The organism is Capsulimonas sp. (assembly GCF_039929585.1).
Taxonomy (GTDB): Bacteria; Armatimonadota; Armatimonadia; order Armatimonadales; family Capsulimonadaceae; genus Capsulimonas.
Window position 1 is genome coordinate 1 of the sequence record NZ_JBDSQY010000048.1, and the last position, 25960, is coordinate 25960.

Annotated in this window: 23 protein-coding genes and 2 tRNA genes; 9 read left to right on the forward strand and 16 right to left on the reverse strand. The window is 59.1% G+C overall.

Annotation, left to right across the window (positions count from 1 at the left end; all coding sequences use genetic code 11):
- Window positions 1-109 precede the first annotated feature (109 nt).
- Window positions 110-1039, forward strand: coding sequence for a carbohydrate ABC transporter permease (locus ABIZ35_RS03260; RefSeq protein ID WP_348218439.1), 930 nt, complete (start codon window positions 110-112; stop codon window positions 1037-1039).
- Window positions 1040-1112: 73 nt separating this feature from the next.
- Entirely contained in the window at window positions 1113-1874 is a 762-nt protein-coding gene (locus ABIZ35_RS03265; RefSeq protein WP_348218440.1) for a glucosamine-6-phosphate deaminase, read from the forward strand.
- 21 nt (window positions 1875-1895) lie between these two features.
- Here ABIZ35_RS03265 and ABIZ35_RS03270 read toward each other — a convergent pair whose 3' ends face one another.
- The gene (locus tag ABIZ35_RS03270; protein WP_348218441.1) at window positions 1896-2441 is read right to left on the reverse strand and encodes a hypothetical protein; all 546 of its coding nucleotides are present in this window, start codon (window positions 2439-2441) and stop codon (window positions 1896-1898) included.
- A 210-nt stretch (window positions 2442-2651) separates the two neighbouring features.
- Here ABIZ35_RS03270 and ABIZ35_RS03275 point away from each other — a divergent pair, with 210 nt between their 5' ends.
- Both ABIZ35_RS03275 and ABIZ35_RS03280 read left to right on the forward strand, forming a co-directional pair.
- The gene (locus ABIZ35_RS03275) at window positions 2652-3209 is read left to right on the forward strand and encodes a hypothetical protein (RefSeq protein WP_348218442.1); all 558 of its coding nucleotides are present in this window, start codon (window positions 2652-2654) and stop codon (window positions 3207-3209) included.
- Window positions 3210-3239: 30 nt separating this feature from the next.
- A complete protein-coding gene (locus ABIZ35_RS03280) occupies window positions 3240-4334 on the forward strand; it encodes a hypothetical protein (RefSeq protein ID WP_348218443.1) in 1095 nt (364 codons plus the stop codon).
- A 36-nt stretch (window positions 4335-4370) separates the two neighbouring features.
- Here the strand turns inward: ABIZ35_RS03280 and ABIZ35_RS03285 are convergent, their stop codons facing one another.
- Entirely contained in the window at window positions 4371-5711 is a 1341-nt protein-coding gene (locus ABIZ35_RS03285; protein ID WP_348218444.1) for a cytochrome P450, read from the reverse strand.
- A 330-nt stretch (window positions 5712-6041) separates the two neighbouring features.
- On the opposite strand from ABIZ35_RS03285, the gene ABIZ35_RS03290 reads away from it, so the two are divergent.
- Window positions 6042-6350 carry a hypothetical protein gene (locus ABIZ35_RS03290; protein WP_348218445.1) on the forward strand — a complete coding sequence of 103 codons (309 nt, stop codon included), beginning with the start codon at window positions 6042-6044 and terminating at the stop codon, window positions 6348-6350.
- A gap of 34 nt (window positions 6351-6384) precedes the next feature.
- Here the strand turns inward: ABIZ35_RS03290 and ABIZ35_RS03295 are convergent, their stop codons facing one another.
- The gene (locus ABIZ35_RS03295; protein ID WP_348218446.1) at window positions 6385-7437 is read right to left on the reverse strand and encodes a hypothetical protein; all 1053 of its coding nucleotides are present in this window, start codon (window positions 7435-7437) and stop codon (window positions 6385-6387) included.
- A gap of 182 nt (window positions 7438-7619) precedes the next feature.
- On the opposite strand from ABIZ35_RS03295, the gene ABIZ35_RS03300 reads away from it, so the two are divergent.
- Window positions 7620-9347, forward strand: coding sequence for a hypothetical protein (locus tag ABIZ35_RS03300; protein ID WP_348218447.1), 1728 nt, complete (start codon window positions 7620-7622; stop codon window positions 9345-9347).
- Between the two features lie 36 nt (window positions 9348-9383).
- Here the strand turns inward: ABIZ35_RS03300 and ABIZ35_RS03305 are convergent, their stop codons facing one another.
- The 5 genes from ABIZ35_RS03305 to ABIZ35_RS03325 form a co-directional block, all read right to left on the reverse strand.
- On the reverse strand, window positions 9384-10451 hold the full coding sequence (locus ABIZ35_RS03305; protein WP_348218448.1) for an acyltransferase: 1068 nt from the start codon (window positions 10449-10451) through the stop codon (window positions 9384-9386).
- A gap of 159 nt (window positions 10452-10610) precedes the next feature.
- Window positions 10611-10994 (reverse strand): hypothetical protein, encoded by a 384-nt coding sequence (locus ABIZ35_RS03310; RefSeq protein ID WP_348218449.1) that lies wholly within the window; start codon window positions 10992-10994, stop codon window positions 10611-10613.
- 149 nt (window positions 10995-11143) lie between these two features.
- Window positions 11144-11219: transfer RNA gene (locus ABIZ35_RS03315), tRNA-Gln, on the reverse strand.
- 59 nt (window positions 11220-11278) lie between these two features.
- Window positions 11279-12235 (reverse strand): aldo/keto reductase, encoded by a 957-nt coding sequence (locus ABIZ35_RS03320; protein ID WP_348218450.1) that lies wholly within the window; start codon window positions 12233-12235, stop codon window positions 11279-11281.
- Window positions 12236-12346: 111 nt separating this feature from the next.
- Entirely contained in the window at window positions 12347-12880 is a 534-nt protein-coding gene (locus ABIZ35_RS03325) for a hypothetical protein (RefSeq protein WP_348218451.1), read from the reverse strand.
- 299 nt (window positions 12881-13179) lie between these two features.
- Here ABIZ35_RS03325 and ABIZ35_RS03330 point away from each other — a divergent pair, with 299 nt between their 5' ends.
- A complete protein-coding gene (locus ABIZ35_RS03330; protein WP_348218452.1) occupies window positions 13180-13983 on the forward strand; it encodes a Fe-S cluster assembly protein HesB in 804 nt (267 codons plus the stop codon).
- Between the two features lie 56 nt (window positions 13984-14039).
- Here ABIZ35_RS03330 and uppP read toward each other — a convergent pair whose 3' ends face one another.
- The 5 genes from uppP to glyA are packed head-to-tail and all read right to left on the reverse strand — an operon-like array spanning window position 14040 to window position 19596.
- Entirely contained in the window at window positions 14040-14987 is a 948-nt protein-coding gene (uppP, locus tag ABIZ35_RS03335) for an undecaprenyl-diphosphatase UppP (RefSeq protein WP_348218453.1), read from the reverse strand.
- Window positions 14988-15039: 52 nt separating this feature from the next.
- Window positions 15040-16197, reverse strand: a complete 1158-nt coding sequence (locus tag ABIZ35_RS03340) for an AI-2E family transporter (protein ID WP_348218454.1) — start codon at window positions 16195-16197, stop codon at window positions 15040-15042.
- Between the two features lie 16 nt (window positions 16198-16213).
- A complete protein-coding gene (gene wecB, locus ABIZ35_RS03345; protein WP_348218455.1) occupies window positions 16214-17317 on the reverse strand; it encodes a UDP-N-acetylglucosamine 2-epimerase (non-hydrolyzing) in 1104 nt (367 codons plus the stop codon).
- Window positions 17318-17334: 17 nt separating this feature from the next.
- Entirely contained in the window at window positions 17335-18366 is a 1032-nt protein-coding gene (locus ABIZ35_RS03350) for an MraY family glycosyltransferase (RefSeq protein WP_348218456.1), read from the reverse strand.
- A 9-nt stretch (window positions 18367-18375) separates the two neighbouring features.
- Window positions 18376-19596, reverse strand: a complete 1221-nt coding sequence (gene glyA, locus ABIZ35_RS03355) for a serine hydroxymethyltransferase (RefSeq protein ID WP_348218461.1) — start codon at window positions 19594-19596, stop codon at window positions 18376-18378.
- Between the two features lie 290 nt (window positions 19597-19886).
- On the opposite strand from glyA, the gene ABIZ35_RS03360 reads away from it, so the two are divergent.
- Window positions 19887-20945: a virulence RhuM family protein gene (locus ABIZ35_RS03360; protein ID WP_348218457.1), complete on the forward strand. Its 1059-nt coding sequence runs from the start codon at window positions 19887-19889 to the stop codon at window positions 20943-20945.
- 48 nt (window positions 20946-20993) lie between these two features.
- Here the strand turns inward: ABIZ35_RS03360 and ABIZ35_RS03365 are convergent, their stop codons facing one another.
- Window positions 20994-21995: a C40 family peptidase gene (locus tag ABIZ35_RS03365; protein ID WP_348218458.1), complete on the reverse strand. Its 1002-nt coding sequence runs from the start codon at window positions 21993-21995 to the stop codon at window positions 20994-20996.
- Window positions 21996-22267: 272 nt separating this feature from the next.
- On the opposite strand from ABIZ35_RS03365, the gene ABIZ35_RS03370 reads away from it, so the two are divergent.
- Window positions 22268-22353: transfer RNA gene (locus tag ABIZ35_RS03370), tRNA-Leu, on the forward strand.
- Window positions 22354-22497: 144 nt separating this feature from the next.
- On the opposite strand, the gene ABIZ35_RS03375 is transcribed toward ABIZ35_RS03370, so the two are convergent.
- Together ABIZ35_RS03375 and ABIZ35_RS03380 are read right to left on the reverse strand one after the other, a co-directional pair.
- Complete coding sequence (locus ABIZ35_RS03375) at window positions 22498-24114, reverse strand: ankyrin repeat domain-containing protein (protein ID WP_348218459.1); 1617 nt, start codon at window positions 24112-24114, stop codon at window positions 22498-22500.
- Between the two features lie 60 nt (window positions 24115-24174).
- A partial coding sequence (locus ABIZ35_RS03380) for a DUF4157 domain-containing protein (RefSeq protein ID WP_348218460.1) occupies window positions 24175-25960 on the reverse strand: 1786 nt, incomplete at its 5' end.

Consider the following 25960-nt stretch of genomic DNA (forward strand, 5'->3'; position numbering starts at 1 on the left):
CTGACACCCGTACAGGCGCTGACCAAGCTGGAAACAGACACGGCGCGGGAGCGCGCTCGCCGGACAGGGCTGGGATATGATCAATGAGCCCCCGGGCCAGGAGAAGCTTTTGAATACGACGACTAAAGTCGCCCCGGCGGCAAGCATAAAACCGAGCGCTCTTCAGCAAACCGTGCGGCGAGCGCGCAAGCGGCTGACGGGGCTTTCGATGAGCCAGAAGTTCATGGCGCACTTCGTGCTGCTGCTGCTGTGCATTCCCGCGCTGCTGCCTCTGGCCTGGATGGTCTCGACCTCGCTGAAGCCAAGCACGCAGATCTTCGCCAAGAGCAATACGCTGACGCTCGCGAGCCTGCTGCCGCACCCGGCGCAGTGGAGCAACTACCCGACCGCGCTGCACGCCGTGCCGTTTGAGCTTTACCTGTGCAACACGCTGATGCTGTGCGCGTTCACGGTGGTCGGCGCCGTCTTCTCCAGCGCCCTGGTCGCGTATGGATTTGGGCGATTGGAGTTCCGGGGCAAATCGGCTTTGTTCATGCTGATGATCGCCACCATCGCCCTGCCCGCGCAGGTGACCATGGTTCCGGTCTTCGCGCTGTTCCGCTGGCTGCACTGGTACGGCACTTACTTGCCGCTGATCGTTCCGGCCTTCTGCGGCGCGCCGTTCTATATCTTTCTGCTCACTCAGTTCTTCCGCAAACTTCCCAGTGAGCTGGCGGAGGCCGCACGGCTGGACGGGGCGAGCGAATGGCGCATCTTCTGGCAGATCATGCTGCCGCTTTCCAAGCCCGCCCTGGCGACCTGCGCCCTGTTCCAATTTTTGGGAACCTGGAACGACTTTCTCGGACCGCTGCTTTACATCAACGATCCGAAGCGCTACACCTTGGCATATGGTTTGCAGCAACTGCTCTCGACACATGGAAGCGAATGGGCGTCGCTGATGGCCGACTCGACCATCTTTATCATCCCAATCGTGATCCTGTTCTTCTTCACGCAGAAGACATTCGTCAGCGGCATCGCGACGACCGGCAGCAAGAACTAAAATTCATCCATTTGACATCACCCAGAAGCGGCGTCAAAATACAGAAAGAATGTCTTCCATGAGCCCGACCCCCATGACCCGAACCGACCTGTCCAACGTCCAAGTCGCGAAAGACTATACAGGTCTCTGCGGCCTCGTGGCGGACCGCATCGCCAATCTCGTCCAAACAAAGCCAAACGCCGTTCTGGGCCTCGCAACGGGGTCGACCCCTCTGGGCGTTTACTCAGCGCTGGTGCGCCGCCACCGCGAAGAGGGTCTGGACTTCTCCCGCGTTACGTGCTTCAACCTGGATGAATATTATCCCATGTCGCCTAAATCGCTGCACTCCTACCGGCAGTTTATGGCGATGAACCTCTTTGACTATATCAACTGCCCCAACTGGTTCGTGCCCGATGGTCTGCGGCGCAGCGCATCGGAGATCGAGCAGGACTGTCTGGAATACGAAGCGCGTATCGCCGATGCCGGCGGTATCGATCTGCAATTGCTGGGGATTGGCCGAACAGGCCATGTCGGCTTCAATGAGCCCGGCAGCGCGCCCGATTCGCGCACCCGCCTCGTCACGCTCGCCGAGGTCACGCGCCAGGACGCCGCGCCGTCATTCGGAGGAATCGACAACGTCCCGCGCCAGGCCGTCTCCATGGGGATCGGAACGATCATGGACGCCCGCGAAATCGTAATGATGGCGACCGGAGCCGGTAAAGCCGCCATCGTCCGCGCCGCCTGGACCGAAGATCCCACCGACCACATTCCCGCCACCTGGGTGCGCCGCCATCCAAATGTGCATCTGCGCCTGGACGAAAGCGCGGCTTCTCTGTTACTGGAAGCGGACGCCTGACGAATTAATGGCCGTCAGGCGCTACATACTCCACTTTTCCTTCAGCAGAGCATAAGTCTCGTTCTGGTTATTCTCCTTGAGGTACTTCAGGACGGCTTCTCGGGGTGGCCAATTGCTGCGATACGGCTCGTCGCACGGTCCCGTGTAGAGACCGCCTCCGGGCCCATCATATAAACCACCGCCGGGGCCCGTATACAATCCACCCCCCGGTCCGGTATAAAGACCGCCGCCCGGCCCCGTGTATAATCCTCCGCCCGGACCGCTGTACAGTCCGCCTCCGGGTCCGGTATACATTCCGCCATCGGGCCCTGAGTACATCCCGCCGCTGGGACCGGAATAAGCTCCTCCTCCCGGACCCTCGTACAATCCCCCGCCTGGCCCGGTATATAAGCCGCCACCCGGTCCCGTGTAGCTATCGCGCAGCCAGCCTGTTGCTGCGGCCTTCGCTTCTTCTTTCTGCGGAAGCGGGCCGCCCGGCGTGGTCTGGCGTTTGGCGTGAATGCCTGCTCCGAGCGCGATGAGGAGAAGAACAAAGGCAAAAGCTCCAGCATTTTTTTTGATATTCACAGTAAGCCCTCAATATCACTATTTGTTCTTATCCCACGCAAATTCCTAGCTGCAGGAGCCGGCGGAGCAATTTTTTCTATTGCACTTTTTACTTGTCAACAACAAGAAGCCATGATATAATTCGATGATATCTCGTATTTACAGCGCATTGTCGGAGCATGCTGGCAAGCCGCCGTTGATTCGAGTTCTCCCAGTACGTAAGGAAGAACTATGGCTGATTTGAATGATCCACGGCAGCCTTCACAGCGGCCTCCGCTGCCGTCGCTTAACCCCCAAACGCCTCAGCGCCCGCCGCTCGCGCCGCTGCACAACGGAAACAATGCATCCTCCTATGACCAGACCCAGCCTTATGTATCCGCCTACAGTGCTGTCGCCTACTGGCTGGCAATCGCAAGCGTCATCATGCCTTTTCTTGGTCCGGTGGCGTGGTATCTAGGGAAGCGAGGCTTGGGCCAAATTTATCGTGGGGAATCGGATGTTCGGGAAACCTGGTCTGCGAAACGCGCCTGCTTCCTGGGAATGATTACGACGATCATCTTCGTTGTCGGGCTATTTGGCACGATAATCCACTTTGCCGCCCTTCGAATGACCGTTCCGAGTATCTCCGCCACGCCTCCCCCGGTGGCCAATGGGATGCCCATGGTTTTCCCGCCCGGGACGACGCCCCCTCCCGGCTTCGATCGGTACAATCGCCCGCTGCCCCCACGATTCGACAAAAACGGCCATTTGCTGCCGCCTCCCGGCTGGCAGCCGACAAATCACCATTAATGCTTCGGTTGATATTCAGGAACTAAAATCGTGCGCAATTTTACGCCAAAGCGACTAGGCGTGATCCTCATCGTGACGGCCATCGCTCTGGCGATCAACTTCTTTGGTTTTCTGCTGCCCCATCAGCAGAAGTTATACGGGCCCGGCAGCGCCGTCGCCATTGGAACGATCGCGGCCAAAGACCTGGGGCCGCCGGTCGGCCGCAACCAGAACCGGCATGCGACCGTCAGGTTTCGGGACCCTCGGGGAATGCTTCATACGGTTGACAACGAATATGGCCAGTCGGCGTGGGATGATCTGACCATCGGCCAGAATGTGACGGTCCATTATGTCACGACGGCCCCAGAGGACGCGCGCGATGAAAAGGCCAGTGGCGGCGGACCGCCTCGCCCCTGGCTCTCCGCGCTCATTTGCGGCGTCATGATCCTTGCCGGCGTGGGCTTGCTGATGGCGGGAAGAGGAGCGGCGACAGGAACCGGAACCAGCGACGCGGTGTTTCGGGTTTCACAAAATAGCGCCCCGGCGTTTCCGGTTCCGTCGACATCGGCGGCGCGGCCCGGAAACCCGACAGTCGCCTCCAGTCCCGGAGGGGTGACTCTCTCGCGCGCGAAACTTCAGCGCTTATGTCCCGAGTTCGGCGGTTCTGGGACCGTCGCCAGGATCGAAGACGTACTCAACGATCGCGGCGGGGACATCTCACGGATGGCGGATCACTTGCAGAACGGCGACAGCCGCGCCGCCGTGGTCGTCTGCGTCGCGCCCCTCCTGGTTTCCGCCTACACCGATGAGCTTGACTGCGTCGCGCTGCTCCGCTTCCCTGACATCTTTGTACGCGACTACCAGCTTGCCCTCGGCAGCCGTCTGCTGACCGTAAACCGCTACGGCGGAGGGCCGCTGGCGCGCGACCTGGAAAACGGCCCAGCGTCACACCACCGCTGGTCCAACTTCCAGCCCCTCATTGCGGACTTCCTCTCCGATGATCGAGAGCGAATCGCCTTCCGCAAATCCCAGATCACCGAGGACGAATGGGGCATGGCCTGGTCGCTCGGCCAGCGCTGGATGGCGGCGCGGGGAGCAACGGCGCGCGACGGCCGCCCGAACCGCTCGCAGCTTCCCGCAGGCTAAGCAGCGCTGACACTCCTTCTGGGCGTGCTCTTGCCGTTACGCGGACACCGTCCTGAGAAGCGCGTTCCGATCCATCAGGCGCATCACATTCCCGGCGGGCGGCCGCAGCGTCATGGTGGCCCATGGACGAACGCTCTGATCGGGAGGGGCGTCCAAACGAAATTGCTGGGCAATAGTCGCCAGCAGTAGTACGGCTTCCATCACGGCGAAGTTCTGGCCGATACAGACACGCGGGCCGCCGCCGAAGGGGAAATAGGCGTACCGGGGCAGATTCGTCTGCTCCTGGCCAAGCCAGCGTTCTGGAACAAATTCGTCTGGTTTGGGGAAATAGAGATCCCGACGCTGGACCGCCCAGGGACTGGTGAGGATCAGTGAGCCGCCTGGCGCGGCGACGCCGCCGATTTCGCAGTCTTTAACCGTGGTTCGCCCAATCATCCAAAGCGGCGGATACAGCCGCAGGGTTTCCTTGACAATGGCGAGTGTGTACGGCAGATTGGGCAGGTCGCTCGGGACAGGCGCACGGCCGCCGAGCACCGCGCCAAGTTCCCGCGCAAGACAATCGTCCGCATCGGGGTGGCGCGCCAGCATGAGAAAAGCCCATGTCAGCGCAAGAGCAGAGCTTTCATGTCCGGCGGCCAGAAATGTTTTCACCTGTTCCCGAATACTCGCCTCGCTTTGCGAGGGATCGTCCAGAAGCGAAGCGAGTAACGGCGCTTCGTCTCCCTGATGCCCCTCATCCCGAAAATCGGCAACGATCCGGTCCACCAGGGCGTCCAGCTGCTGGATGGCGCGCGCTTCACGCCGAGTTGGAGGGAATGGAATTAAGCCGAACAAACGGTGCTTGGCGGCAAAGCAGACCATGACGGTGTCCATCGCTTCCCCGATTTGCCCCGCCCGATCGGCGATGTCTCTGCCGAGCATCGTCTGAGCCACAATCTCCAGTGTCAGCCGCGACATGTCGCTCTGTACATCCCGGCTCTGACCATCGCGCCACTCTCCGAGCATCCGGGCTGTCAGCTTTGCGAAAGTATCTCCGTAGGAGGGGATGAGATGGGGATGGAACGCGTTCTGACATTGCCGGCGCTGTCGGCGCCATTCGTCGCCATCCGTGGTGACAAGTCCATCTCCGAGAAGGCGGCGGACCGCAGCCGTTCGCAGCCAGATCGGTTTCACAAAGTTGTGGTGATCCGTCACCAGAACGCGCTCGATATCTTCCGAATCCAGCAGAAGCAGCGTGGGAGTAAACGGTAAACGAAGCGGGACGACCGATCCGTAGCCCCGCGCGCACTGGCTCAAAAATCCAAGCGGTTCACGCTGCAAAGCGGCGGCATGGCCGAAAAGCCGTCCACTGCGCGGAGCGAGTAATGTGTTTGTCATAGTGTCACCTACGGTATTTACCCGTTCGCAGAACAAATGACGCTGGCGGCCCCTATCGGCTTATCCCGAATAAATCGATGAGATTTGCAGTGCGCGAAGTCAGTTTCATGAAGAAATTGATGTTTTTCAAACCTGAAACGAAGAAGACATCTAAATGGCACATCTTTTGCTAGTATAATCAACTAACGCTTGCGCGAAGGAGGGCGTACGGCTTCCAGTGTTCATTTACGACTAGTTTTATTAAAATTTGAATATTTGCAACTATCGCAATACTTAATGCAGCGCCGCAGCTGCTCTCGGCTCCGTATCAATAGAGTTCATGGGAGATCAATGAAATATTATTTGCGCGAACGCTTCATAAATCCGCTCGAGAGTAATTACGAGCCGATCAAACAAAATTATTACGTTGTAGGGACCCTGGAGCAGCCAGTCGCGCTTTTCAGCGCCACTCAGAAAGCGCTCGTCAAGAAGATCATGGAATCGTGCCGAGACGCGGCTATCCAGCATGGCCATCATCCGTTCGAGTTGACCTGGTCTTCCTCGTCCCCCGAACGATCCGCTCCGCTTTATGCGGTCGTCGTCACCGGCGACAGCACTCCGCCGGTCGTGGAGTTCGACGTGGTGGAAGCGGAACTGTGAATGAAGGAATTTCAAATCAGATAGGGGGACTTGGCTAGGCCCACGTCCCAAGCGGCGTCACTCCCAGCGCCCGCGCCGCCTCCAGCATCGCCTGCTCCCCGAGTTCGTCCGTTTCAAAGGCCCGCAGCGTATAAGGAGTTCGAGTCCCTTCTTTCCAGACGAGCTGAAGCGAATATTTGGTATCGCCCTGAAACAAGTATTCCTTCAAACGGAAGCCTGCGATGTCCTCATCGAAGGAGCCGGCCCAGTGGATCGGAGAAAATGGGAACACAATACCTTGCTGACCATACGATCCCGGCAATGGTTTCCAGCCATCTTGTACATAGGTTCGCGTGTTCAGATTCAAGATAAGGTTCTGTGGAGCAAGCACTCCCAGGAGGATGAAAGTAAAGAAACTGCTTCCGATTAACAGAAAACCACAGAACACACGAAAGAACAGTCCCATGGGTCCGCCGAACCAAATGCCGGGGGCAAATGTCAGCCAGGCGCAGGCGACGGTCATCCCACCCATACCGAATATCACGAAAAGCCCCAACACAACGCGTGCGATTGCATTCCCACGGAATCGGATTTCCGTGGAAGTAATGCTTGCTTCCACAGTCCTCGGCAGCCATGTGGGACGCCCAGATGTATCCGCCGACGACGGTGGAGGCGACGAGAGTATCCATCCCAGCAGACGTGACACGCCCCAGGCGGAACCCTCACACAAGAGCAGATGAGGCCAATTCTGGCGCAGTCCGTTGCTAGTGAAACAAACAAGCAGCGTGCAAGACGCACACCCCGTAAATGTGAACATCGCAGTATTAGATATTGCCCGGCGCTTTTCCAATTCTTGTCCCAGGCCGTACCTCACGCTTGCGCGCTTTCGATATAACCAGAGCCACAGCGTCATCGACAGCGCATGTACCACACCTATGCCTGCGAAGAACTCCAGGATTCCCCGATCCGCCGCACGCCGCCACGAAAGCCCGGACAGAAACCACAATCCAGGCGCATACGAGAGATAGATGATGGCGAACAAGCATATTAACGTCCCGATGGCAATCAGCGCTTCCGGCGGCCTCGACCGCTGTGTGTCAGTATACATTTACTTCTCCCGGCCACTTCCATGCGCACCATCTTTACGACCAGTCGTCATGTGATGATCCCCAGAATGTCATTATACAATATGACCAATATTTCGTTGTTTTATTGCATGGTTGCAGTATAATCAAATGTCTCTGCTGTCAGAGACAAACACTGCAATCATAGTGAGTGACGATTATGAACATGAGCTTGAGGAAAATCTTCGCCGAAGTATTTTGGGCATTGTACGCGGCGGTGGCGGTAAGCGGCTTCGCGCACCAATGTTTCGGGGCGCAAACCCTGGCGAAGAAGGGAACGCTGCTCGTTCCCCATACGAAAACTTCTCAGGATGACCTCTTGCTAAGTCCAGAGCTGGGACGTGATGGGCTCGCCTCGTTGAAGTATGGCAAGAATGAGCTACTTGGTGATGGGCGATTTGACGTCAAAAAAGTCGTCTTCACTCGGCCGGATGGAACTTCGGTCAGGCACGCGTTGGGACGCGGAACTCAGTCCGTGGATGTCAACAAGCGCTGCGTCACGCGCGCTTATCCTTGGGGCGTTGTCCGCTGTACGATCATACCGGCGGGCGGGCGCCTCAATTTCGATATCGCCATCAGCAATCGCTCTGGAGATATCCTGAGCGGCGTTCTGCTGCAATTGCTCACGCTGAAGCTGCCGCGAGGGATCCAGAGCTTTGAGGATGGCGTTCGCGCCGGCTCGAATGTGGATGCTCCGACGGTGGTTGGAGCCGGTTACGAGGGCGGAGCGCTCGCCGTCGCCAATGACGATGTGACGCGTCCACTGTATTTCGGCCTGCCGAGCGGGGAGCTTAAGAAGCCGGGCGCCGTGTTCCCGCTGCTCGCGTCGACTTACCGCGACGAGGTCTTCCCCAGCAAATGGATGGCTTCACCGCGCATCGCGCGGCCAATTTATCCTGGCGAGACAGACCATCTGCATCTGTCGCTGCGAGTTGGCCCCGCAGGGCAGCCGCCGGACAATCTCGCGATGGACGTTTACCGGAAGTACGCCGCCGCTTATCCGTCTCATCTCACCTGGAAGGACCAGAGGCCGATCGGTTATCTGAATCTGAGCGTAACCATCCCTCATCCGGACAGTGGAAAGAATCCGCGCGGCTGGTTCAGCAACGACCCGGTGGTGGATGTCACGACCCCGGAGGGTCGGAAGGCGCTTCAGAGTCGGCTGCTGGCCTTGGCGGACCACTGTATTCCGATCCTTAAAGCCACAAACGCACAGGGAGTGATCATCTGGGATATTGAGGGGCAGGAGTACCCGCACGCGATGAGCTACGTGGGGGATCCACGCCATCTGCCGGAAGAGATCGAGCCGGTGGCGGATCGCTTCTTTCAGAAGTTCCAGGACGCCGGCCTGCGCGTCGGCGTCTGCCTCCGCACTCAGAAACCGGTGAAAAGCCTCTATGGTGATGTCGCGGAGCAGCTGCAAGTGGCGGACAACTTTTATAATCTGAACGACAAGATCTCCTACGCCAAAACGCGCTGGGGGTGCACGCTGTTCTATGTCGACTCGAACGTGCATTTCGATCTGGGAACCAACCCGAGCGACGAAAAAGACTACGAGCTTCTCCCCGCCCACCTGTTTCAGGAAGCGGCGGCGGCAAATCCAGACGTTCTGCTCATCCCGGAACAGCAAATCACCCGCTACTACGCCTACGGCGCCCCATACGACGAGCTCAAACAGGGAACGGCGGCGACGCCAACCGCCATACGCCGCATTTACCCCGACTCCTTCACCGTTATCTCCGTTGCCACCGACACCTCTGGAGGTCCATTGGACACCCGCCGCGCCGAACTGATCGACTCCGTGCGACACGGCGACATCCTGCTGTTCCGGGCGTGGTATGAGACGCCGGAGATGAAGCCGGTGCAGGAAATTTACAAGGCTACAGGACGGTAAGCGAGTTTCGACGCTCCGTCCCACATTGACGGCGCCTCAGGAGATATTGGACGGATGCACGGCTAAATGCTCGCGCGCCCGTCGGTTTGCCGCATGGACGGCTTTTGCCTTTTGATATCGCCGATAAGGATAATCCACGCCGTGGAGCAGCAGCACGGCGCCCGCGATAATCCCGGCGAGGACGCTCCACCAGGGAAGCCAAGGCAGTCCCACGGTCAAGAGAAGCATCAATGGGAAATGCGACACGTAAAGCGGATAGCTGACGTCTCCAAGATAGAGAGCGACTTTTGCGAACCGTGCATTCAAAGCGGGTGGGCTGAAAAGGATCGCAAAGCAAACGGCGCAGATCAAGCCGGCCCCGAACTCAGGATTGGACCCAGGCTGATAAAGAGGCAGCAGCGCAGTCGCGCCGACGATCAAAAGGATCTGCATCCACCTCTCTTGGCGATGACGATAAGCCAAAAACCCCAGGAGCCAGCACCAGAGCAGGAGCGCCGCCGTCTCGCCGTACACGCCATGCGGGGAGATCTTCAGCCCAAGGGCGTTCCGGCCCAGATAGGCCGCCGTGGAAGCTGCCGTAAAAATCAGAAGGACGTGTGATTTTTGACGATGAAACAGCGGCGCAAAGAGATAATAGATTACCTCGACGCTCAAAGACCAGAGCGCGGTGTTCGTCATGATCCAATCCGACGCAACACCCTGCAAAAACAGCGCATGGCCGATGAACGGCCATACCGTGCGCGGCGCATGGATGATGCTGGATCGTGTCTCAAACGCGAAACCAAAGAGCAGAAATGGAATTGCGGCAATCACAATGGACGTGATATAGAGCGGATAAAGGCGCGTCAGGCGTCGCCGATAGAATCCTTCGGGCCGCTGGACACTATGGCAGATCGAATAGCCGCTAATCAGAAAGAAACCGATCATCGCCGCAGGATGCCCCACGCGAGTTTCCAGGGCGTAAAGCCAGCCAGGAATCCCAACCCACGGCCCGGCGTGATCGATCAAAATAATAAACGCCAGCAAAAAACGCACGGCGGCCAAAACCGCCCATTGCCCATCGCTCCCTGGATTTTCAGCTGCTGCTTGGGTTTCGGTTTTCAATCACAGCCTCGGTTGTCTCACTTGCCTTCGATACCATATACCAAAAGAAGCCGCAATCTCAATTTGAGATTGCGGCTTCAGATCATCTAAGCTCGTTTTCCATCATCTTACCCGAAAAAGCCGTTTCCAAAATCTCTCTGCTGCGTATCGTCTGCTTACCTACGCCGCCAGGACTGCCTCTTCCATGGGGAGCCCTCGGCGATCAACACGAATGCCGTCATAGAACTCGCGGGGACGGCCGGCCGGATCGCCAAACGGACGATACATCAGCGAACCATGCTGCATGAAGACTTCAACGGGGGCAAGCTCGCTCAGTTTCCGGTAAGTGGCGTGCATATCCAGACCGTTCGCATAGAGCGTGTAGGAGCCATCCCGGTGAAGCCGGATGATGTCACTGAGGAGAAGCTTGACGGACGCTTCTCCGTCTTCCCTGCGGAGGAACCAGGTATTGTTTGCGATCTTGACCCAGTCACGCTCGCCGAGCGCCTGCAAAACGCTCTCCAAGGTGATGGGAAGACTGATGGGGATATTCCAACGTGTCATGATTATGCCTTTGTCGTGAGTACGCCTTTAATCGTGCTATGATCATTATCGGCGGACCATGAAAGCGGGCAGACTGACAAATTTACCAACTTCCATGAGACAAAAATAGCCCGTCTTCTATAATAGAAGACGGGCTGCATTTTATCACGTGGCTGCCGGACTAGGATTCGAACCTAGGACCTCTTGTTTCAGAGACAAGCGTTCTGCCAGCTGAACTATCCGGCATCAAACGACCCGAATAGATTACCCTTTAGAGCGCTTTCTTGTCAAGTCTTGCCGTGAAATTACGGAACGGGCTCGCCGCGCGCGGCAACCCAGAGCTTGTACCAGTCCTGGCGGGTGAGTTCGATATTGGCGCCGGCCGCCGCTTCGCGGATGTGGGCGGGATTGTTGGAGCCGACGAGCGGGACGATCTTTGCCGGGTGGCGCAGCAGCCAGGCGGTGGCGAGCTGGCCAGGGGTGGCGTCGCCGTACGAGGGCGCCAATTCTTTTAAGGCGTCCAGAATGCGCGTCAGGCGCGGCGCGTCCTTGTGGTCGGCTGGGACTTCGCGGTGTCCGGAAAGCCAGCCGCCGCCGAGCGGGCTATAAGCGAGCGGGGTGATCCCGAACTGAAGGCACTGGTCCAGAACGCCGTCGCCATCGCCGCCGGCCGCGCCTTCGTAGATCGGGTCGAGGCGGGTCAGGGAAATCGAGATCTGGTTGGAGACGATCGGAGCCTTCAGATACTGCTTGAGCGCAAGCGTCTGCTGCGGATAGTAGTTGGAGACGCCAATGGCGCGCACCAAGCCCTCGTCGACCAAAGCATCCAGCACTTCGGCGGTTTCGGCGGGATGGGACAGCGGGTCGGGGCGGTGGATCTGGTAGAGATCGACATAGTCGATGCCCATACGGTCCATGGAGCCATGCAGGCTCTGGCGGATGTAGGCGGGATCGTGCTCGTAATAGCCAGGACGGATGCCGACCTTGGTGGCGATATAGATCTTCTCGCGAATGCCCGGCACGGCGGCGAGGCAGTCCTTGAAGACCGATTCGCAGGCGCCGCGCCCGTAGATATCGGCGTGATCGAAGAAGTTGATCCCGGAATCGAGAGCGGCCTCGAAGGCGACGATCGCTTTTCGGATGTTCTCCGGTCCGACTTCGGCCGGGTTCCAGGTTCCAGCCATCCCCATGCATCCCAGGGCGATACGGGTGACGGGGAAGGCTTGCGGACCGAGCGGCTGCGTGGGAAGAGTCTGCGGCATTGGGCGTATCCTCAGCAAATATTTCGGGGCGCCGCCAATGCGGCGCCCCTCCTCTATTGCCGAAACGCCCATCCTATTCCTGCACGAATTTGGGCCAAAGCCACTTTGGCCTTACGCCCGCGCCATGCCGTCGATGTCGCCGCGCACGAGGCTCATCCCGTAGAGACAAAGCTCGAACTCCTCGGACAGTTTCTTCAGCACCGGCGCCTGCTCCCGATACTCGCCATAGTCATGCGTGGCCGCGATGGCATAGCTGTTTCGGCCCTGCTGCACGTAGTCGAGCAGATGGTCCTTACGCCAGCGCGAGTGCATTCCCTTGAGCGACTCGGGATAAACCCCGGCCCAAAAGAGCGTGAAGTCGCCGATATGCTTGTGGACCTCCCGCTCACGGTTGAACGAAGGGGCGTCCAGGCGAATATCGGCCTGTATCAGCATGTCCGCGACCTCTTGAAGGGGCTTGCCCTGAAGGTCACGCACTTTATAGACGTTTTGAAAGTGAGCAAAATCCGTCAGAACACCGGCAAGATAGTCCGTGACGCCGGGTTCGTAAACGCCCATCGTTTGGATAAAGGCGCGTTCGACCAAGGCGCCGAACATGCGGCGAAGCGTGGGGGCAAGTTCCGAATGATGGTCAGAAAAAGACACGAGACATCCTCCTTGTTTGCAAAGACCGGCAGGGACAAGAGAAAGCGCGACATTGTGCTGACAAGCTGCCGAAGAACCATCTGGCAATTCAGATAGAATGATTATCGGCGGGATTCATCGTTGAGGTGAGGGGTAATTCGAGGGAGGAAGGAAAATTTCCTTCTCATGAGAAGCTGCAAGTCACGGAGACATTCACGCCCTACTAGCCCACAAGCTTCCACTTGTGGGAAAAAGAAGGAATGACGCCACACAATAACGAACATATGTTCTGACATATGTCTACCAGGAGGGTCAATTCCGTGAATGCACAACCACTTCACTATGGTCTGCCCATCAGTGCGAAAGCAATGGAAGTTTATCGACGCCTGCTCGGCCTTCACCCGATCGCCGTGGATGACGCCATTAGTCTCACGCCTCTCGAAATGCTCGTATTCGCCATTCTGTCTCAGCGTACGACTCATAAAAACGCTCAGCAAGCTTTTGACACTCTGAGGCAAAAATTTCCTGATTTGCTTTCTCTTTGCGACGCGCCGATCCACGCAATCGAAAGCGCAATTAGCGACGCAAGGTGGCCCGACCTCAAGGCGTCGTATATACAAAATTCCCTCAGACATATTCTCGGCTGGCGGGGCGGAGAGCTTAACCTCGATCATCTTTTCCAGATGTCCAGCGAGGACGCGTCGGCCTGGCTGGAACGCCTCCCAGGTGTAGGACGCAAGACCAGTGCTTCCGTACTGCTCTTCAGCACCCTGCGGCGGGCCGTACTTCCCGTGGATACCGGACATCGCCGGATGATGATGCGATTAGGGCTGCTGCGTCCATCGGCAAGCTGGGACAAGGCGCACTTGATCCTACAGTCTCAGCTCCCACGCGATTGGAGTCAGCGGGAGTTCGAAACATATCACAGCGTCATCAAAAAACACGCTCAGACATACTGCGACGCCACTCAGCCCAGGTGCGCCGGCTGTATTCTGAAGGATCTGTGTCTCCATGCGCAAACACGCCTTCATCCACGTCCTGATCATGCGCCCCTGATCACAACGAAAAGAAGAAAATCTTCCGACCAGACACACCCCACGCAAATGTGCATGCTCTATGACTAAAAAAGCGCGCCTCCGACAAATCGGAAGCGCGCTGATTAGAATATCAGGATATTCGATTAGCGAGACGCAAGATGCGCGGGCATGGGAATGGTGATCTGCGCCGCGCTCTTCGCAGGCGGATCTACATCTTTCGCTCCGGCCTCCGGATTGACATATCCCACTTTCACCAGGACAAGAATCACAATCCCAAGAACGATCCGATAGATGATGAACGGGGTCGTTGTATGATTCTCCTTGCCGAGATACCCCAGGAGCCAGCGGATAACAATGTACGCCAGCACGCCGGAAACGATCGCGCCAATCAGATAAGGAACTGCGGCGTGGCCGAGATGTGTGTGATGCACGACTTTATATAGCTTGTAAACTCCGGCCAGTGTGATCGCCGGAATGCTGAGCAAAAACGAAAAGCGCGCGGCGGATTCACGGTCGAGACCCGCAAAAAGGCCCATCGTAATCGTACAGCCAGAGCGGGAAGCGCCGGGGATCAGGGCCAGGATTTGCGAACAGCCGATTGCCATCGCCGCGCCGAAGGATAGTTGCTCCAACGAGGTATCGCGACGGCTGACACGCTCGGCAGCCATCAGCACGAGCGCGAGAACAATCAAACTCGCGCCGACGATGTACAGCGACCTAAACGCATAGTCTACATAATTTTCCAGCAGTTTGCCGGCGATGGCGAACGGGATCGTTCCCAGAATTGTATACCAGCCCAGACGAGCATCGACATCGCCTTCCGGGAAGAGGGTCTTCGCCTTCAGGCTGCGCACGATGCCGGCGATATACTTGGCGAGGTCATGCCGGAAAAACCAAATGATCGCGGCGATCGGCCCCAATTGCACGACCGCTGAGAAGGCGGCGCCGGGGTCTCCCCAGTGCAGAATTGCGGGCAGGATCCGCATGTGCGCGGTGCTGGAGACGGGCAGGAACTCAGTGGCGCCGTTGGCGATGCCAAGGATGATCGCGTGAAGGATCGAAATGTCGGGTACGGTTGGCGATGGCGGCAAAAGGTGTTTCTCCTTGCGGAATATGATGTGACGTCGCTCAATATGTCGACGGTTACTGCGATTTGATAATCAGCGGCGATGGGGGCGCAGTGATGCTGGAGGCCCCCGATTTGGCGGCGCGCGCGATGCGGCGCGGCCGGATGACGTATTGCAGCAGCAGCACTCGGCCGAAGGCGGCGATCGGCGCGGCCATGAACATGCCGATCAGTCCGAAGAACTCGCCGCCGATCAGCAGCACGATGATTACCACCGCCGCGTGCAGATGGATCTTATGCCCGATGAACTTGGGCATGATCAGCTTGCTCTCAACCAGATGCATGATGCTGAAAAAGATCAGGATCTTGACCGCCAATATCGGGCTTTGCAGAGCGGCGAGCAAAACGATGGGAATGCCGCCGATGACCGGACCAATGATCGGGATGGCGCGCGTCACGCCCGCCAGCAGCCCCAGGATCAGCGAGTACTGCATGCCGGCGATATTGAGGCCGATGTACACCACGACGCCCGCGATGACGCAAAGCCAAAACTGCGCGATGACGAACGTGCGCATGATCGTGGATGACGCGCGCAGCAGGCGGATCGCCTCGCGGCGGCGACGCGGCGGAACCAGCGCCAAAAACTCGTTGCGCAGCGAATGGCCGTCCAGCACAAAGTAAAACGCGAGCACCGGAATGAGAATGATATCGACGATCTTCGCCAGGCCCGCGAAGGTCTTCTCCATCATGTCGCGCACCCAGGAGCCCGGCGAGATCCCCTCCCCCGTGGCGCCCTGACGCTGCAAAAAGTTCTGCACGTCCGGCGGCAGGTGCGCGAACCAGTTCTTGGCCGACGACACCATGGTCAGCAGATGGGATTTATACGCGGGAAGATTATGCCCCAGATCGTGCACCTGCGATTGGAATGGGACGATGACCAGGGCGAGGCATCGGGCGACGATGGCGGCGAGGACGATAAAGACAACGAGAGTGACCAGCAGCCTCTGCGCGCGGCCAGTCATTCCTCGAATCCGATACCGGCAAAGCCAGTCGACCGGGCCGATCATGGCGAAGGCGAGGATCGACGCCACCAGGACATCCGTGAGGATCGCCCGAATGCGCCATATGACATAACCCGTGAAGACGATCAGCGCGATACGCAGGACGAACTTCCACACCTGCGCGAACCACTCTTCAGCCAGGCTGTCATATTTTCGTTTCGGCGTATCGATCATGGTGATTTAAAGAGAATTATCGGAGTGCATCGGCGATGCGGGCGGCGGCCTTTCCATCTCCATACGGAGAAACCGTCCGCGCCATCACCGTGTAAGCGTTAGAATCCGTTAACAATCGGGTCGCTTCGGACAGAATCAGATCAAAGTCCGTGCCGACGAGCTTCGCCGTCCCGGCCGCGACCCCTTCCGGGCGCTCGGTCGTCTCGCGCAGAACCAGAACGGGCTTGCCGAGGCTGGGGGCTTCTTCCTGGACGCCGCCCGAGTCGGTCAGGACCAGGGTCGCCTTTTGCTGAAGCTTGACGAACGGCACATAGTCCGGCGGCTCGATCAATCGGATCTGCGGATGGTTCTCTAAGATGGGAAGCAGGGTCTCGCGGACGATCGGGTTGCGGTGCAGTGCGACCACAGCCAGCGTGTCTGGATGCTTCTCCACAAGGGCGCGGACGCTGCGGCCAATGCGCGCCATCGGCTCGCCCCAGTTCTCGCGGCGATGCGCCGTGACCAGAATCATCCGGCGCGGATCGGCCAAAATCTCCTGGATGGCGGGATCGGGAATCTCATGATCGCGCGCGGCGACGTTGAGCAAAGCATCGATGACGGTGTTACCCGTCAGAACGATGTCTTTCTCGGCGACGCCTTCGGCTGTAAGGTTATCCGCCGATTCCTGGGTCGGCGCGAAGTGCAGTGTGGCGAGCCGCGTCGTCAGCAGCCGGTTCATCTCTTCCGGAAACGGGTCGTACTTGTTGCCAGTGCGCAGTCCCGCCTCAACATGCCCAAAGCGCGACTGATGGTAGAACGCGGCGAGGGCGGCGACAAAGGTCGTCGTGGTGTCGCCCTGCGCAAGCACCCAATCGGGCTTCACGGAATCCAAGATCGGGTCCAGGCCGCTGAGTGAGCGCGTGGTCATCTGGGCCAAGTTGGCGCCGTGCTGCATGATGTTGAGATCGAAGTCGGGCTTGATCGCGAAGACGGACAGGACCTGATCCAGCATCTCGCGATGCTGGCCGGTCACCGCGACCTTGACGTCGAACTCCGTGGGGCGGCGCTGGAGTTCCAGCACCACGGGGGCCATCTTGATTGCATCGGGGCGTGTGCCGAAAACGCAAAGAATCTTTTTCATGGGGTATTTGCGCCGGCTTAATGCCGGACCTGGTGGAATACGACGAGGGCGACGAGGCAGAGGCAAGCCGTAAGGGCGTAAATGACCCAGACCGCGCGCTTGACCGAGAGGCCCTTGTTGATCAAAATATGGTGAATATGGCTGGTCTTGTCGGGAAGGTACGCCGGCGTACGCTTGATGGCGCGCTGCGTCACGACCCGGATTCCGTCGAAGATCGGAACGCCCAGCACCAGCAGCGGCAGCAGCACGCTCACTGTTGCGGGGATCTTCAGCGTGCCGACCACGGAGATTGCCGCGAGTATGAACCCAAGGAACTGCGCGCCAACCGTGCCCATGATAATGGTGGCCGGATTATAGTTAAAGCGCAGGAAACCGACACAGACGCCGACGACGGCGGCGGCGATGATCGTGACTTCATACTGCCCCGTCTGAGCGGACATCAGCGCAAGCGTCGTCGCGCAAATCGCGCAGACACCGGCGGCCAAGCCGTCAAGGCCGTCGATAAAGTCCACGGTCTTGGCGACGCCAAAGACCCATATCACGGTCGCCACTGCTTGGAACCACTCAGGAAATTGAATCCAGGAGTGCGGATCGTAGCCATGAACCGTCGCGGGAGCGTTGTAGAAGGGGTTTCCCATGCCCTCAATGCTGGCGCCGGAAAGGTAGAGGATCAAACCCGACGCGGCAAGAGCCAGAGACTGCCAGATTGCCGATAGCTCGAACTTGTCGTCCAGGGCGCCGACAATCGCAATGAGCAGGGTGGCCAAAAATATGCCCACAAATTGGTGAAGCTGATGGTCGGTCCACGGAGTCGCAAAGTGCCGGTGGTCATTGCGAAGGAGGGTGTAGACGAAGATCGCCCCCAGCGTCACCAGAAAGGCGACGACCATCGATACGCCGCCCCAGCGTGGGACAGGTTCGGAGTGAACGTCGCGGTCGCGAGGAATCGCGACCGCGCCGAAACGAATGGCCAGCTTGCGAACAAGTGGCGTCAGCAGATAAGTCAACGCCAGCGAAAGCGCGAATGCGATCGGGACAAGCCGCCACATAGAGGTCTATTACCCAGGGAATCGGTCGCAGAGCGACTTGACGTCGCGCCGCACGGTTTCGTAAACGGCCGCATCGCCGACATTGGTCAGCGTGCGGACGATGCAATCGGCGATAATGTCCATGTCCGCCTCCAGAAGGCCACGCGTGGTGACCGCCGGAGCGCCAAGACGCAGACCGCCCGTCACCCACGGCTTTTCGGTGTCGTAGGGGATGGCGTTTTTGTTGGTGGTCAGATTGACCTTGTCCAGCTCCAGCTGCGCGGTGCGGCCGGTCAGCCCTTGCGGGCGCAGGTCAACAAGCATCAGATGGTTGTCGGTGCCGCCGGAAACGAGCGTGAAGCCGCGCTGGGTCAGCCCAGCCGCCAGCGCCGCCGCATTCTTACGGATCTGCTTCTGGTAGTCTGTGAATCCGGGCCGCAGCGCCTCGCCGAGCGCGACGGCCTTGGCGGCGATCACGTGCATGAGCGGGCCGCCCTGCGTGCCGGGGAAGACGGCTGAGTCGATGGCCTTGGCGTGCTCGGCGCCGCACATGATCATGCCGCCGCGCGGTCCGCGGAGCGTCTTATGCGTGGTGGTGGTGACGATGTGCGCGTAGCCGACCGGGCTGGGATGCTCGCCCGCCGCGATCAAGCCAGCGATGTGCGCGATGTCCGCCAGCAGCAATGCGCCGACTTCATCGGCGATGGCGCGCAGGCGCGGGAAATCGATGATGCGGGGATAGGCCGAAGCTCCCGAGGTGATCATCTTCGGCTTGACTTCGCGGGCGACACGGGCGCACTCATCGTAGTCGATCAGGCCCGTCTCGGCGTCCACGCCGTAGAAGTGCGCATCGTAGAACTTACCGGAGAAGTTGACCGGGCTGCCGTGGGTCAGGTGTCCGCCCTGATCGAGCCGCATACCGAGAATAGAGTCGCCTGGCTGCAAAAACGCGCTGAACACAGCGATATTCGCCGACGCGCCGCTGTGCGGCTGAACATTTGCGTGCTCGACGCCGAACAACTGCTTCGCCCGCTCGATCGCCAGGGTCTCGACAATGTCCACATACTCGCAGCCGCCGTAATAGCGCTTGCCGGGATACCCTTCTGCATACTTGTTGGTCAGCACCGAGCCCTGAGCTTCCAGGACTGCATGCGAGACCACGTTCTCAGAAGCGATCAGTTCCAGCTTGTCGTTCTGACGTCCCTCTTCCTGCTTGATCGCAGCGAAGACGGCCGGATCGCTGGCCTCCAGAGAAGCCTCCCGGTCCAGCCCAAAATAGTTTTGCGCGGCCTGCGCAACCACATCGTTTTCTAACAAAGCCACTACAATTTCCTCCCAGCGAGTACTCTCGCGACGGCCATGCCGAAACGAGTCGCAGAATGTCCTTCTATAATACTCTACTTTCGGGGATTCTTGCAAGGTTTGACCACATGTGTAGTCAAACATGTCGGGAAATTCCCCTCCCATTCCGTTTCCGGGTTCGGCGGCAATTGGAGAGTGTCTTATGGTAACGTAATAATTGCCGAGGAGAATTTCCGCAAATGACGAACGCCAAAACTTCTGAAGGCGACAACAATCATTCCGAGTTCCTAATTTATCAAACAGCCGATGGCCAATCGCGTGTTCAGGTTCGCGTGCTGGACGAAACGGTCTGGCTCACTCAGCGGCAGATGGCGGAACTGTTCGAGAAAGATGTTCGAACGGTTAATGAGCATATTCAGAACATCTTTTCGGAAGGCGAATTAACGCGCGATTCAACTAACCGGAAATATCGGATAGTTCAAATGGAAGGAAACCGCAGCATTGAGCGCGACGTCGACCACTATGATTTAGACGTGATTATCTCGGTCGGCTATCGCGTTCACTCACATCGCGGCACGCAGTTTCGTCAGTGGGCAACCCAGCGCCTGCGCGAGTTTATTATCAAAGGTTTTTTGCTTGATGATGACCGTCTCAAGGAAGCAACGAAGTTAGGCGCCGATTATTTCGATGAGCTTTTGGAGCGTATCCGCGACATCCGTACGTCGGAGCGGCGCTTCTATCAGAAAATTACGGACATTTACGCCACGAGTATCGACTACGATCCTGCACATTCGGCAACTCAAGAATTCTTTGCGACAGTGCAGAACAAACTGCATTGGGCGATCCACGGCCACACGGCGGCTGAGCTGATTGCGGAGCGCGCCAATGCGTCTCAGCCCAATATGGGTCTGACACATTGGAAAAATGGACCGGCGGGAAAGATACGGAAGGCGGATATCGAAATCGCCAAAAATTACCTGACTGAGGAAGAGCTGACGCAGTTGAATTTGCTGGTGGATCAATATCTGTCATTCGCGGAATTGCAGGCGCGGAGCCGCAAATCCATGACGATGTCCGACTGGCGCACGAAGTTGGATGCGTTCCTCAATCTCAATGACCGAGCCATTCTGGAAGACGCCGGCGCCATCACGAAAGAGCTGGCCAAAGACACGGCGGCCCAGGAATTTGCGAAATATGAAAGCGACCGCCGGCGATTAGAAGCTGCTCAGCCGACAAGCGACTTCGATCAGTTCTTAGAACAGATCGCCGAATTGCCTCAGGAAACAAAAGAACCCTGACGCGACAATGCGTCAGGGCTCGTGATTTCCGTGGATCGGACTTGCGGATTACTCTTGATCGGCCTCAGCGTCGCTCGTGGTCGTGTTGTTCGCCGTCTGCGCGGTGTAGGGCGATGGGGTTTCGCCGAGCAGCTCTTTGGAGCGGCGGACCGCGACGAGGTGGCTGGCGTAGTATCGGTTGTCGACACGGTCGATGGCGACGGAGCGGTTGTGGCCGACGGAGGCGTGGATGAAGTATCCGCCGCCGATGTACATGCCGGTATGGTCGATCTCGGGATGGTGGCAGGCGAAGTACATACGGTCGCCGGCGACCCACTGCGAGACATCAGCGCGGGGAACATCGTAGCCGACCGCCGCCTGATCGCCCGAATGGCGCGGGAGATTGATGCCGTACGTGTCGTAAATGGCTTTGACGAATCCAGAGCAGTCGATGCCGTTCTTGGTGTTGCCGCCCCACACATACGGGACGCCGAGGAAGTCCTGGGAGCGCTGCACGAGCCGCTGTCCCAGCGAACCCGGAGCAGCTTCGCCGCCGGACTGCGCCGGAGCGGTGTTGACGACTTGATAGTCGAGCAGCTGCACATCAGCCTTGTTGATGTAGCCAAGCGAGCGATCGATCATCAAAACGCCGTACTGCGTTTCGGTCTCGCAACTGACGTTGAGGTACTGACCGCGCGGGCAAACGGACAGCAGCCGGCCAAAGCGGCCGGCGGCGTGGATCTGCGCACTGTCGAGCTGCACCATCGCCAGACGTCCTACGACATTAGCGGCGGTTCCGCCCGAGACGCCGCGAGAAGGCAGCTGCCGAACGGCGGACTTGCGGGAAGCGCTGGATTTGCGGGACTTGCGATAATAGCGTCGGGTGGAAGTGGAGCTGACGGAAGTGGACGCAAGGGTGACTTCCGGCGCATCCGCCGCCTGAGAGGCTTCGGAGTCGGCGGCCGCAGTGCGGAAAGTGGTATTGTCATCGGCCTTAGCGAAGACCGGAGAGATCGCGGCGAAAGCGAGTGAGCAGGCAACCGCCAAGGTTGCGGATCGGCGTTGGAACAAAAACGTCGTCCTCCTGGAATCGGGATGTCGTAGCTTCGAGCATTGTCGCAGCCGGAAAATTGTATCTACAGTGGAGATTATCGGCGGACGGGTCTTTTTTCTTTAGACCTCTTTTTCAGCGGGGGACGCATACCCAGATTGCCGCCGAGTGAAACCGCGAACAAACCCAGTATAAGACAGAGGGATCGATTTGTCAACAACAAACTATTGTTTGCCCCCTGCCACATCTTGACATCCCTGTCCGAGGCCGGTATAATACACACATTCCGCTTGCCGAAGTGGTGAAATGGTATACACGCTAGCTTCAGGTGCTAGTGCTCGCAAGGGCGTAGGAGTTCGAGTCTCCTCTTCGGCACCACAGACAAACAAAGGCGTCGGATCCTCCCAAGGATCCGACGCCTTTACTGCGATTCTCCACCCTAATCTTTGCATAGCTCTTCAGCACAGTCATCGGCAAAGCTGCTGAAAAGCGCATTTTTCAATGTTCTACTCTATAGGATGCCTAATGCCCAAACGGCGCCGGGGGCGCCAGCGGAACCCAGGGAGCGCCGGGACGAGGCGGGATCATGGGCGCGCCGGGCGTGGGCGGGAGGACGCCGGGACGGGGCGGCGTTGGGATGCTGACCGTCGGCGGCATGGGCGGGGACGGAACCGTGGGACCGCCGGCTGGTGTGAGCGAGGGCGCTGGCAATATGGGTGTTTGCTTGACGGCGATGCGCGGCGGCAGCAGGGCGAGGACAGCGGGGTGCTTGGCCGCGAAATCGGACGCCATCGCGCCTTGCTTGGTTTTGGCGCTGGGATTAGCGCCTTGGGCGAGCAGGAGTTTGACGAGGAATACGCTTCCAGACTGGGAGGCAAGCATGAGGGGGGTGTAGCCGTCGCGGTCCGACGCCTTCACATTCGCGCCTTTGTCGATCAGCATCTTCGCGATCACGCCGCTGTTCTTCAGGCAGGCGGCCATTAAGGGTGTGAACCCGCGCGCGCTTGCGGTGTTGACGGACGCTCCCGATTGGAGCAGCTGGCGGACGATCCCAGTGTAGCCGTACCGAGACGCCCAGATCAATGGACTGTCGCCCTGCTTATCACGCAGATTGACGGAGGCGCCATTCGTCAGCAAGAGATTGACAAGCGCCGCATCACCCTTCCCCCCAGCGATCATCAAGGCGGAGCGCCCCAGTACATCCTGCGCGTTCACGTTAGCGCCGTGCTCAACCAGGAGTTTGGCGCGGACGAGGTCACCAAGCGATGTCATCACGATCAAGGGAGTGACGTTCTGAGCGCCGCGCGTGTCGGCCTTCGCTCCGCTGTCCAGCAGCGCCTGGAGGACGGAGTCCACACGCGATCGTGAAACGCCTGGGCGCGTCCCTTCGGCAATGGCGACCATCAGCGGCGCCGGCGCCCCCTGGAGCGGAGCGGGATTGACGGAGGCGCCCGCGCCAATGAGGAGCCGCACGGCCTCCGGGTTCTCGCGCGACGCCGCGATTGCCAGCGGCGTCCACCCCCGCTGCTGCGCGGCGTTCACATCCGCGCCATGCGCCGCAAGGAGCTGCATCGTGGCGAGATCGTTCTGCGCGGCTGCAATCCCCAGCGGCGTCACTCCTAGAGAGTTACGCACGTTCACCGAGGCGCCCCGCGCCAGCAGCAAGGTTACCACGGAAGTCGCCTTGAGTTCGGCCGCCTCACACAACGCCGTATTTCCATGACGGTCCGTTACATTGATATGCGCGCCCTTATCCAGCAGCAGCTTGATCACCGCCCCATTATCCTTCGCTGCGGCGGCGTACAAAAGCGCGGGCGTCCCGCCCTTATCGTGGGCGTTCGGGTCGGCTCCCTGCGCCAGGAGCGATTTGACTCGCGACACATTGCGGTGGTAAGCCTCCGCAATCAGCGCCTGACCCAGCTGCGCTTTGGTAAATGCAGGCGTTTTCTGAATACGAGGCAGTGGATTTGCTGAGAGCGGCGATGGGTTTGCGCTCACGACGGGAGGAAAAGGCGATGCGCTGGAGGGAGGCAGAAGTTGAGCCCAAGCTCCTGGCGCAAGCGACACCGCCCCTAAGATATTGGCCGCGATTATCGCCAGTATCTGGCGGCGGCCATCAGTAATCAATCGATTCTTCATGAAATTTGTCTTGCCGAACTTGTTCGATGGAAACGCCATCGGCCCATATATAATCTGACGCTACCCGGAAATTGTCCCCAGGGAGCCGATCGGGCGATCGCCCAGCTCAAACATCATCGCCGTCAGCACAATCAGCTGAACGGAATCCGCCATCACGATATCGGTGTCGAGACCGTATTTTTCCGCCCGCCTCATGATCCAGGACATGGAGGAGAGCGCCTTCGGAACCCCGTCGGCCGGCTGCACGATGTAAGGAGGACTGTCGTAGCCTCCGGAGCCGATCAATACCTTCGCAATGGGGAAGTCGCGAATCTTCATATTTCTCAGCGCCGGGGTATCGTTGAGGCGCGCCAGCGTTTCTGTATCGATATCCGTAATCTGGGCGCTGCTGATGGACAGTTCCGCCATGGGATCCGTTGCGGAGTAAACGATCCTTAAGACGCCGGTTCGCGCCGTGGTCAGGTCTGTATTCGCGCCGCCGCTCATCACCTGGCCCCACTGCCCCACGGACTTCAGATACTGCACCTGGACGGCGCTCTGATACGTCTGTTCCAAACCGACCAGCAATCGCTCGGCCGCGACCGCTCCCTCCATCGGGGGCATGGCCTCCAGAGCCGGCGCCACATTCATAATGACATTCTTTTGCGCTTCCAGCTTCATGTCGATCAGCGAAAGCCGATGCGCTTCCAGGAATTTCTGAGGGTTCGTGGTCGAGGAAGCGATTTGGTCGTAAACCTTCGGCACGCTCTCCTGCGCTTTGCCGGCAAGCCATCCGCCGCCGATGCTGGCGAGGTTGGTCGCCGTCGCGCGGGCGGAGGCGGAATCGGACTGGGCGACATCGGCCGCCGTCAATTCTCCCACGGCCGTCGCGCCGGCGAGAGCCCGCGACAGGATAATGTCGCCGGCAGCGTTGCCTGCTTCCAGCGCGATGCGCTCGGCCAAAGCGCCGACAGCCGAGCCAAGAGCCGCCTGCACTCCGGCTTGAAGCAGCATGTCCGTCGTAGAAACCTCGTCCACCGTGGCGAAATCGGATTCCAGCTGCTTAACCCCCTCCATCTGTTTCTCGAACATCGCCTGATATTGGAGGATGATCGTCTGGACCGTGCCGCCGACGCTGGCTCGGGGAGCAGGCGATTTCTTCTCGGCGGGGGCGGCAGCCGGAGAAGCCTCCGCAGGATCACGCTGAACAGTCGATCGGGACGCCGTCCGAGTTTCCACGGACCGGCTCAGAGCGGGGCCGCCCGCTGCGCCCTGCTGCACCACATGCGTGAGCTCATGCGCCAGGAGACGCTTGCCATCACTGCCGCCGGGCGAGTATTCACCAGACCGGAACGCAATGTCGCTTCCGACCGTGTAAGCCCTCGCCGAGACTTCCTCCGCAGAACGCGCCGCCTGGACGTCCGTGTGAATGCGCACATTGCTGAAGTCACGCCCGAACCGCGGCTCCATAAAACCGCGCGTCTCCGCGTCGAGCGGCGCGCCGCCGCCCGCAAGGCCGCGATCGACTGCGCCGCTCACATCCGCCGATCCATCGGCGTTCTCGCCCATGCGCCGTACAAGCGGCGGAGAGGCGCTATCCATCGAAGAACGGTGGAGTTCTTCCTCTTCATCTTCGGCGCCTTCGCGCTGAACCAATGGGGACGATTCCGAGAGCGGCGAGCGGCTCAGCTCTTCTTCTTCCGGCAGTTCTTCCCGCATGGCGACATCCGTGGCTTCCATGCGCATGACGTGATCGGCGACCTGGTCGGCTTCCTCCTCATGCACGTCGCCAGGCTGGCTGACGGTCATTTTCGCCTGTGGACGACGCGCGGAAATGCGGCTGATGTCGTGCCCGAACGCCGCAGGC

Excerpts from the sequence above, each read along its gene's own strand:
- ABIZ35_RS03265 (WP_348218440.1), top strand. The coding sequence starts at position 1,113 with ATGACCCGAACCGACCTGTCCAACGTCCAAGTCGCGAAAGACTATACA.
- ABIZ35_RS03275 (WP_348218442.1), top strand. The coding sequence starts at position 2,652 with ATGGCTGATTTGAATGATCCACGGCAGCCTTCACAGCGGCCTCCGCTG.
- ABIZ35_RS03285 (WP_348218444.1), bottom strand. The coding sequence starts at position 5,711 with ATGACAAACACATTACTCGCTCCGCGCAGTGGACGGCTTTTCGGCCAT.
- ABIZ35_RS03290 (WP_348218445.1), top strand. The coding sequence starts at position 6,042 with ATGAAATATTATTTGCGCGAACGCTTCATAAATCCGCTCGAGAGTAAT.
- ABIZ35_RS03295 (WP_348218446.1), bottom strand. The coding sequence starts at position 7,437 with ATGTATACTGACACACAGCGGTCGAGGCCGCCGGAAGCGCTGATTGCC.
- ABIZ35_RS03300 (WP_348218447.1), top strand. The coding sequence starts at position 7,620 with ATGAGCTTGAGGAAAATCTTCGCCGAAGTATTTTGGGCATTGTACGCG.
- ABIZ35_RS03310 (WP_348218449.1), bottom strand. The coding sequence starts at position 10,994 with ATGACACGTTGGAATATCCCCATCAGTCTTCCCATCACCTTGGAGAGC.
- ABIZ35_RS03320 (WP_348218450.1), bottom strand. The coding sequence starts at position 12,235 with ATGCCGCAGACTCTTCCCACGCAGCCGCTCGGTCCGCAAGCCTTCCCC.
- ABIZ35_RS03340 (WP_348218454.1), bottom strand. The coding sequence starts at position 16,197 with ATGATCGATACGCCGAAACGAAAATATGACAGCCTGGCTGAAGAGTGG.
- wecB (WP_348218455.1), bottom strand. The coding sequence starts at position 17,317 with ATGAAAAAGATTCTTTGCGTTTTCGGCACACGCCCCGATGCAATCAAG.
- ABIZ35_RS03350 (WP_348218456.1), bottom strand. The coding sequence starts at position 18,366 with ATGTGGCGGCTTGTCCCGATCGCATTCGCGCTTTCGCTGGCGTTGACT.
- ABIZ35_RS03360 (WP_348218457.1), top strand. The coding sequence starts at position 19,887 with ATGACGAACGCCAAAACTTCTGAAGGCGACAACAATCATTCCGAGTTC.
- ABIZ35_RS03375 (WP_348218459.1), bottom strand. The coding sequence starts at position 24,114 with ATGAAGAATCGATTGATTACTGATGGCCGCCGCCAGATACTGGCGATA.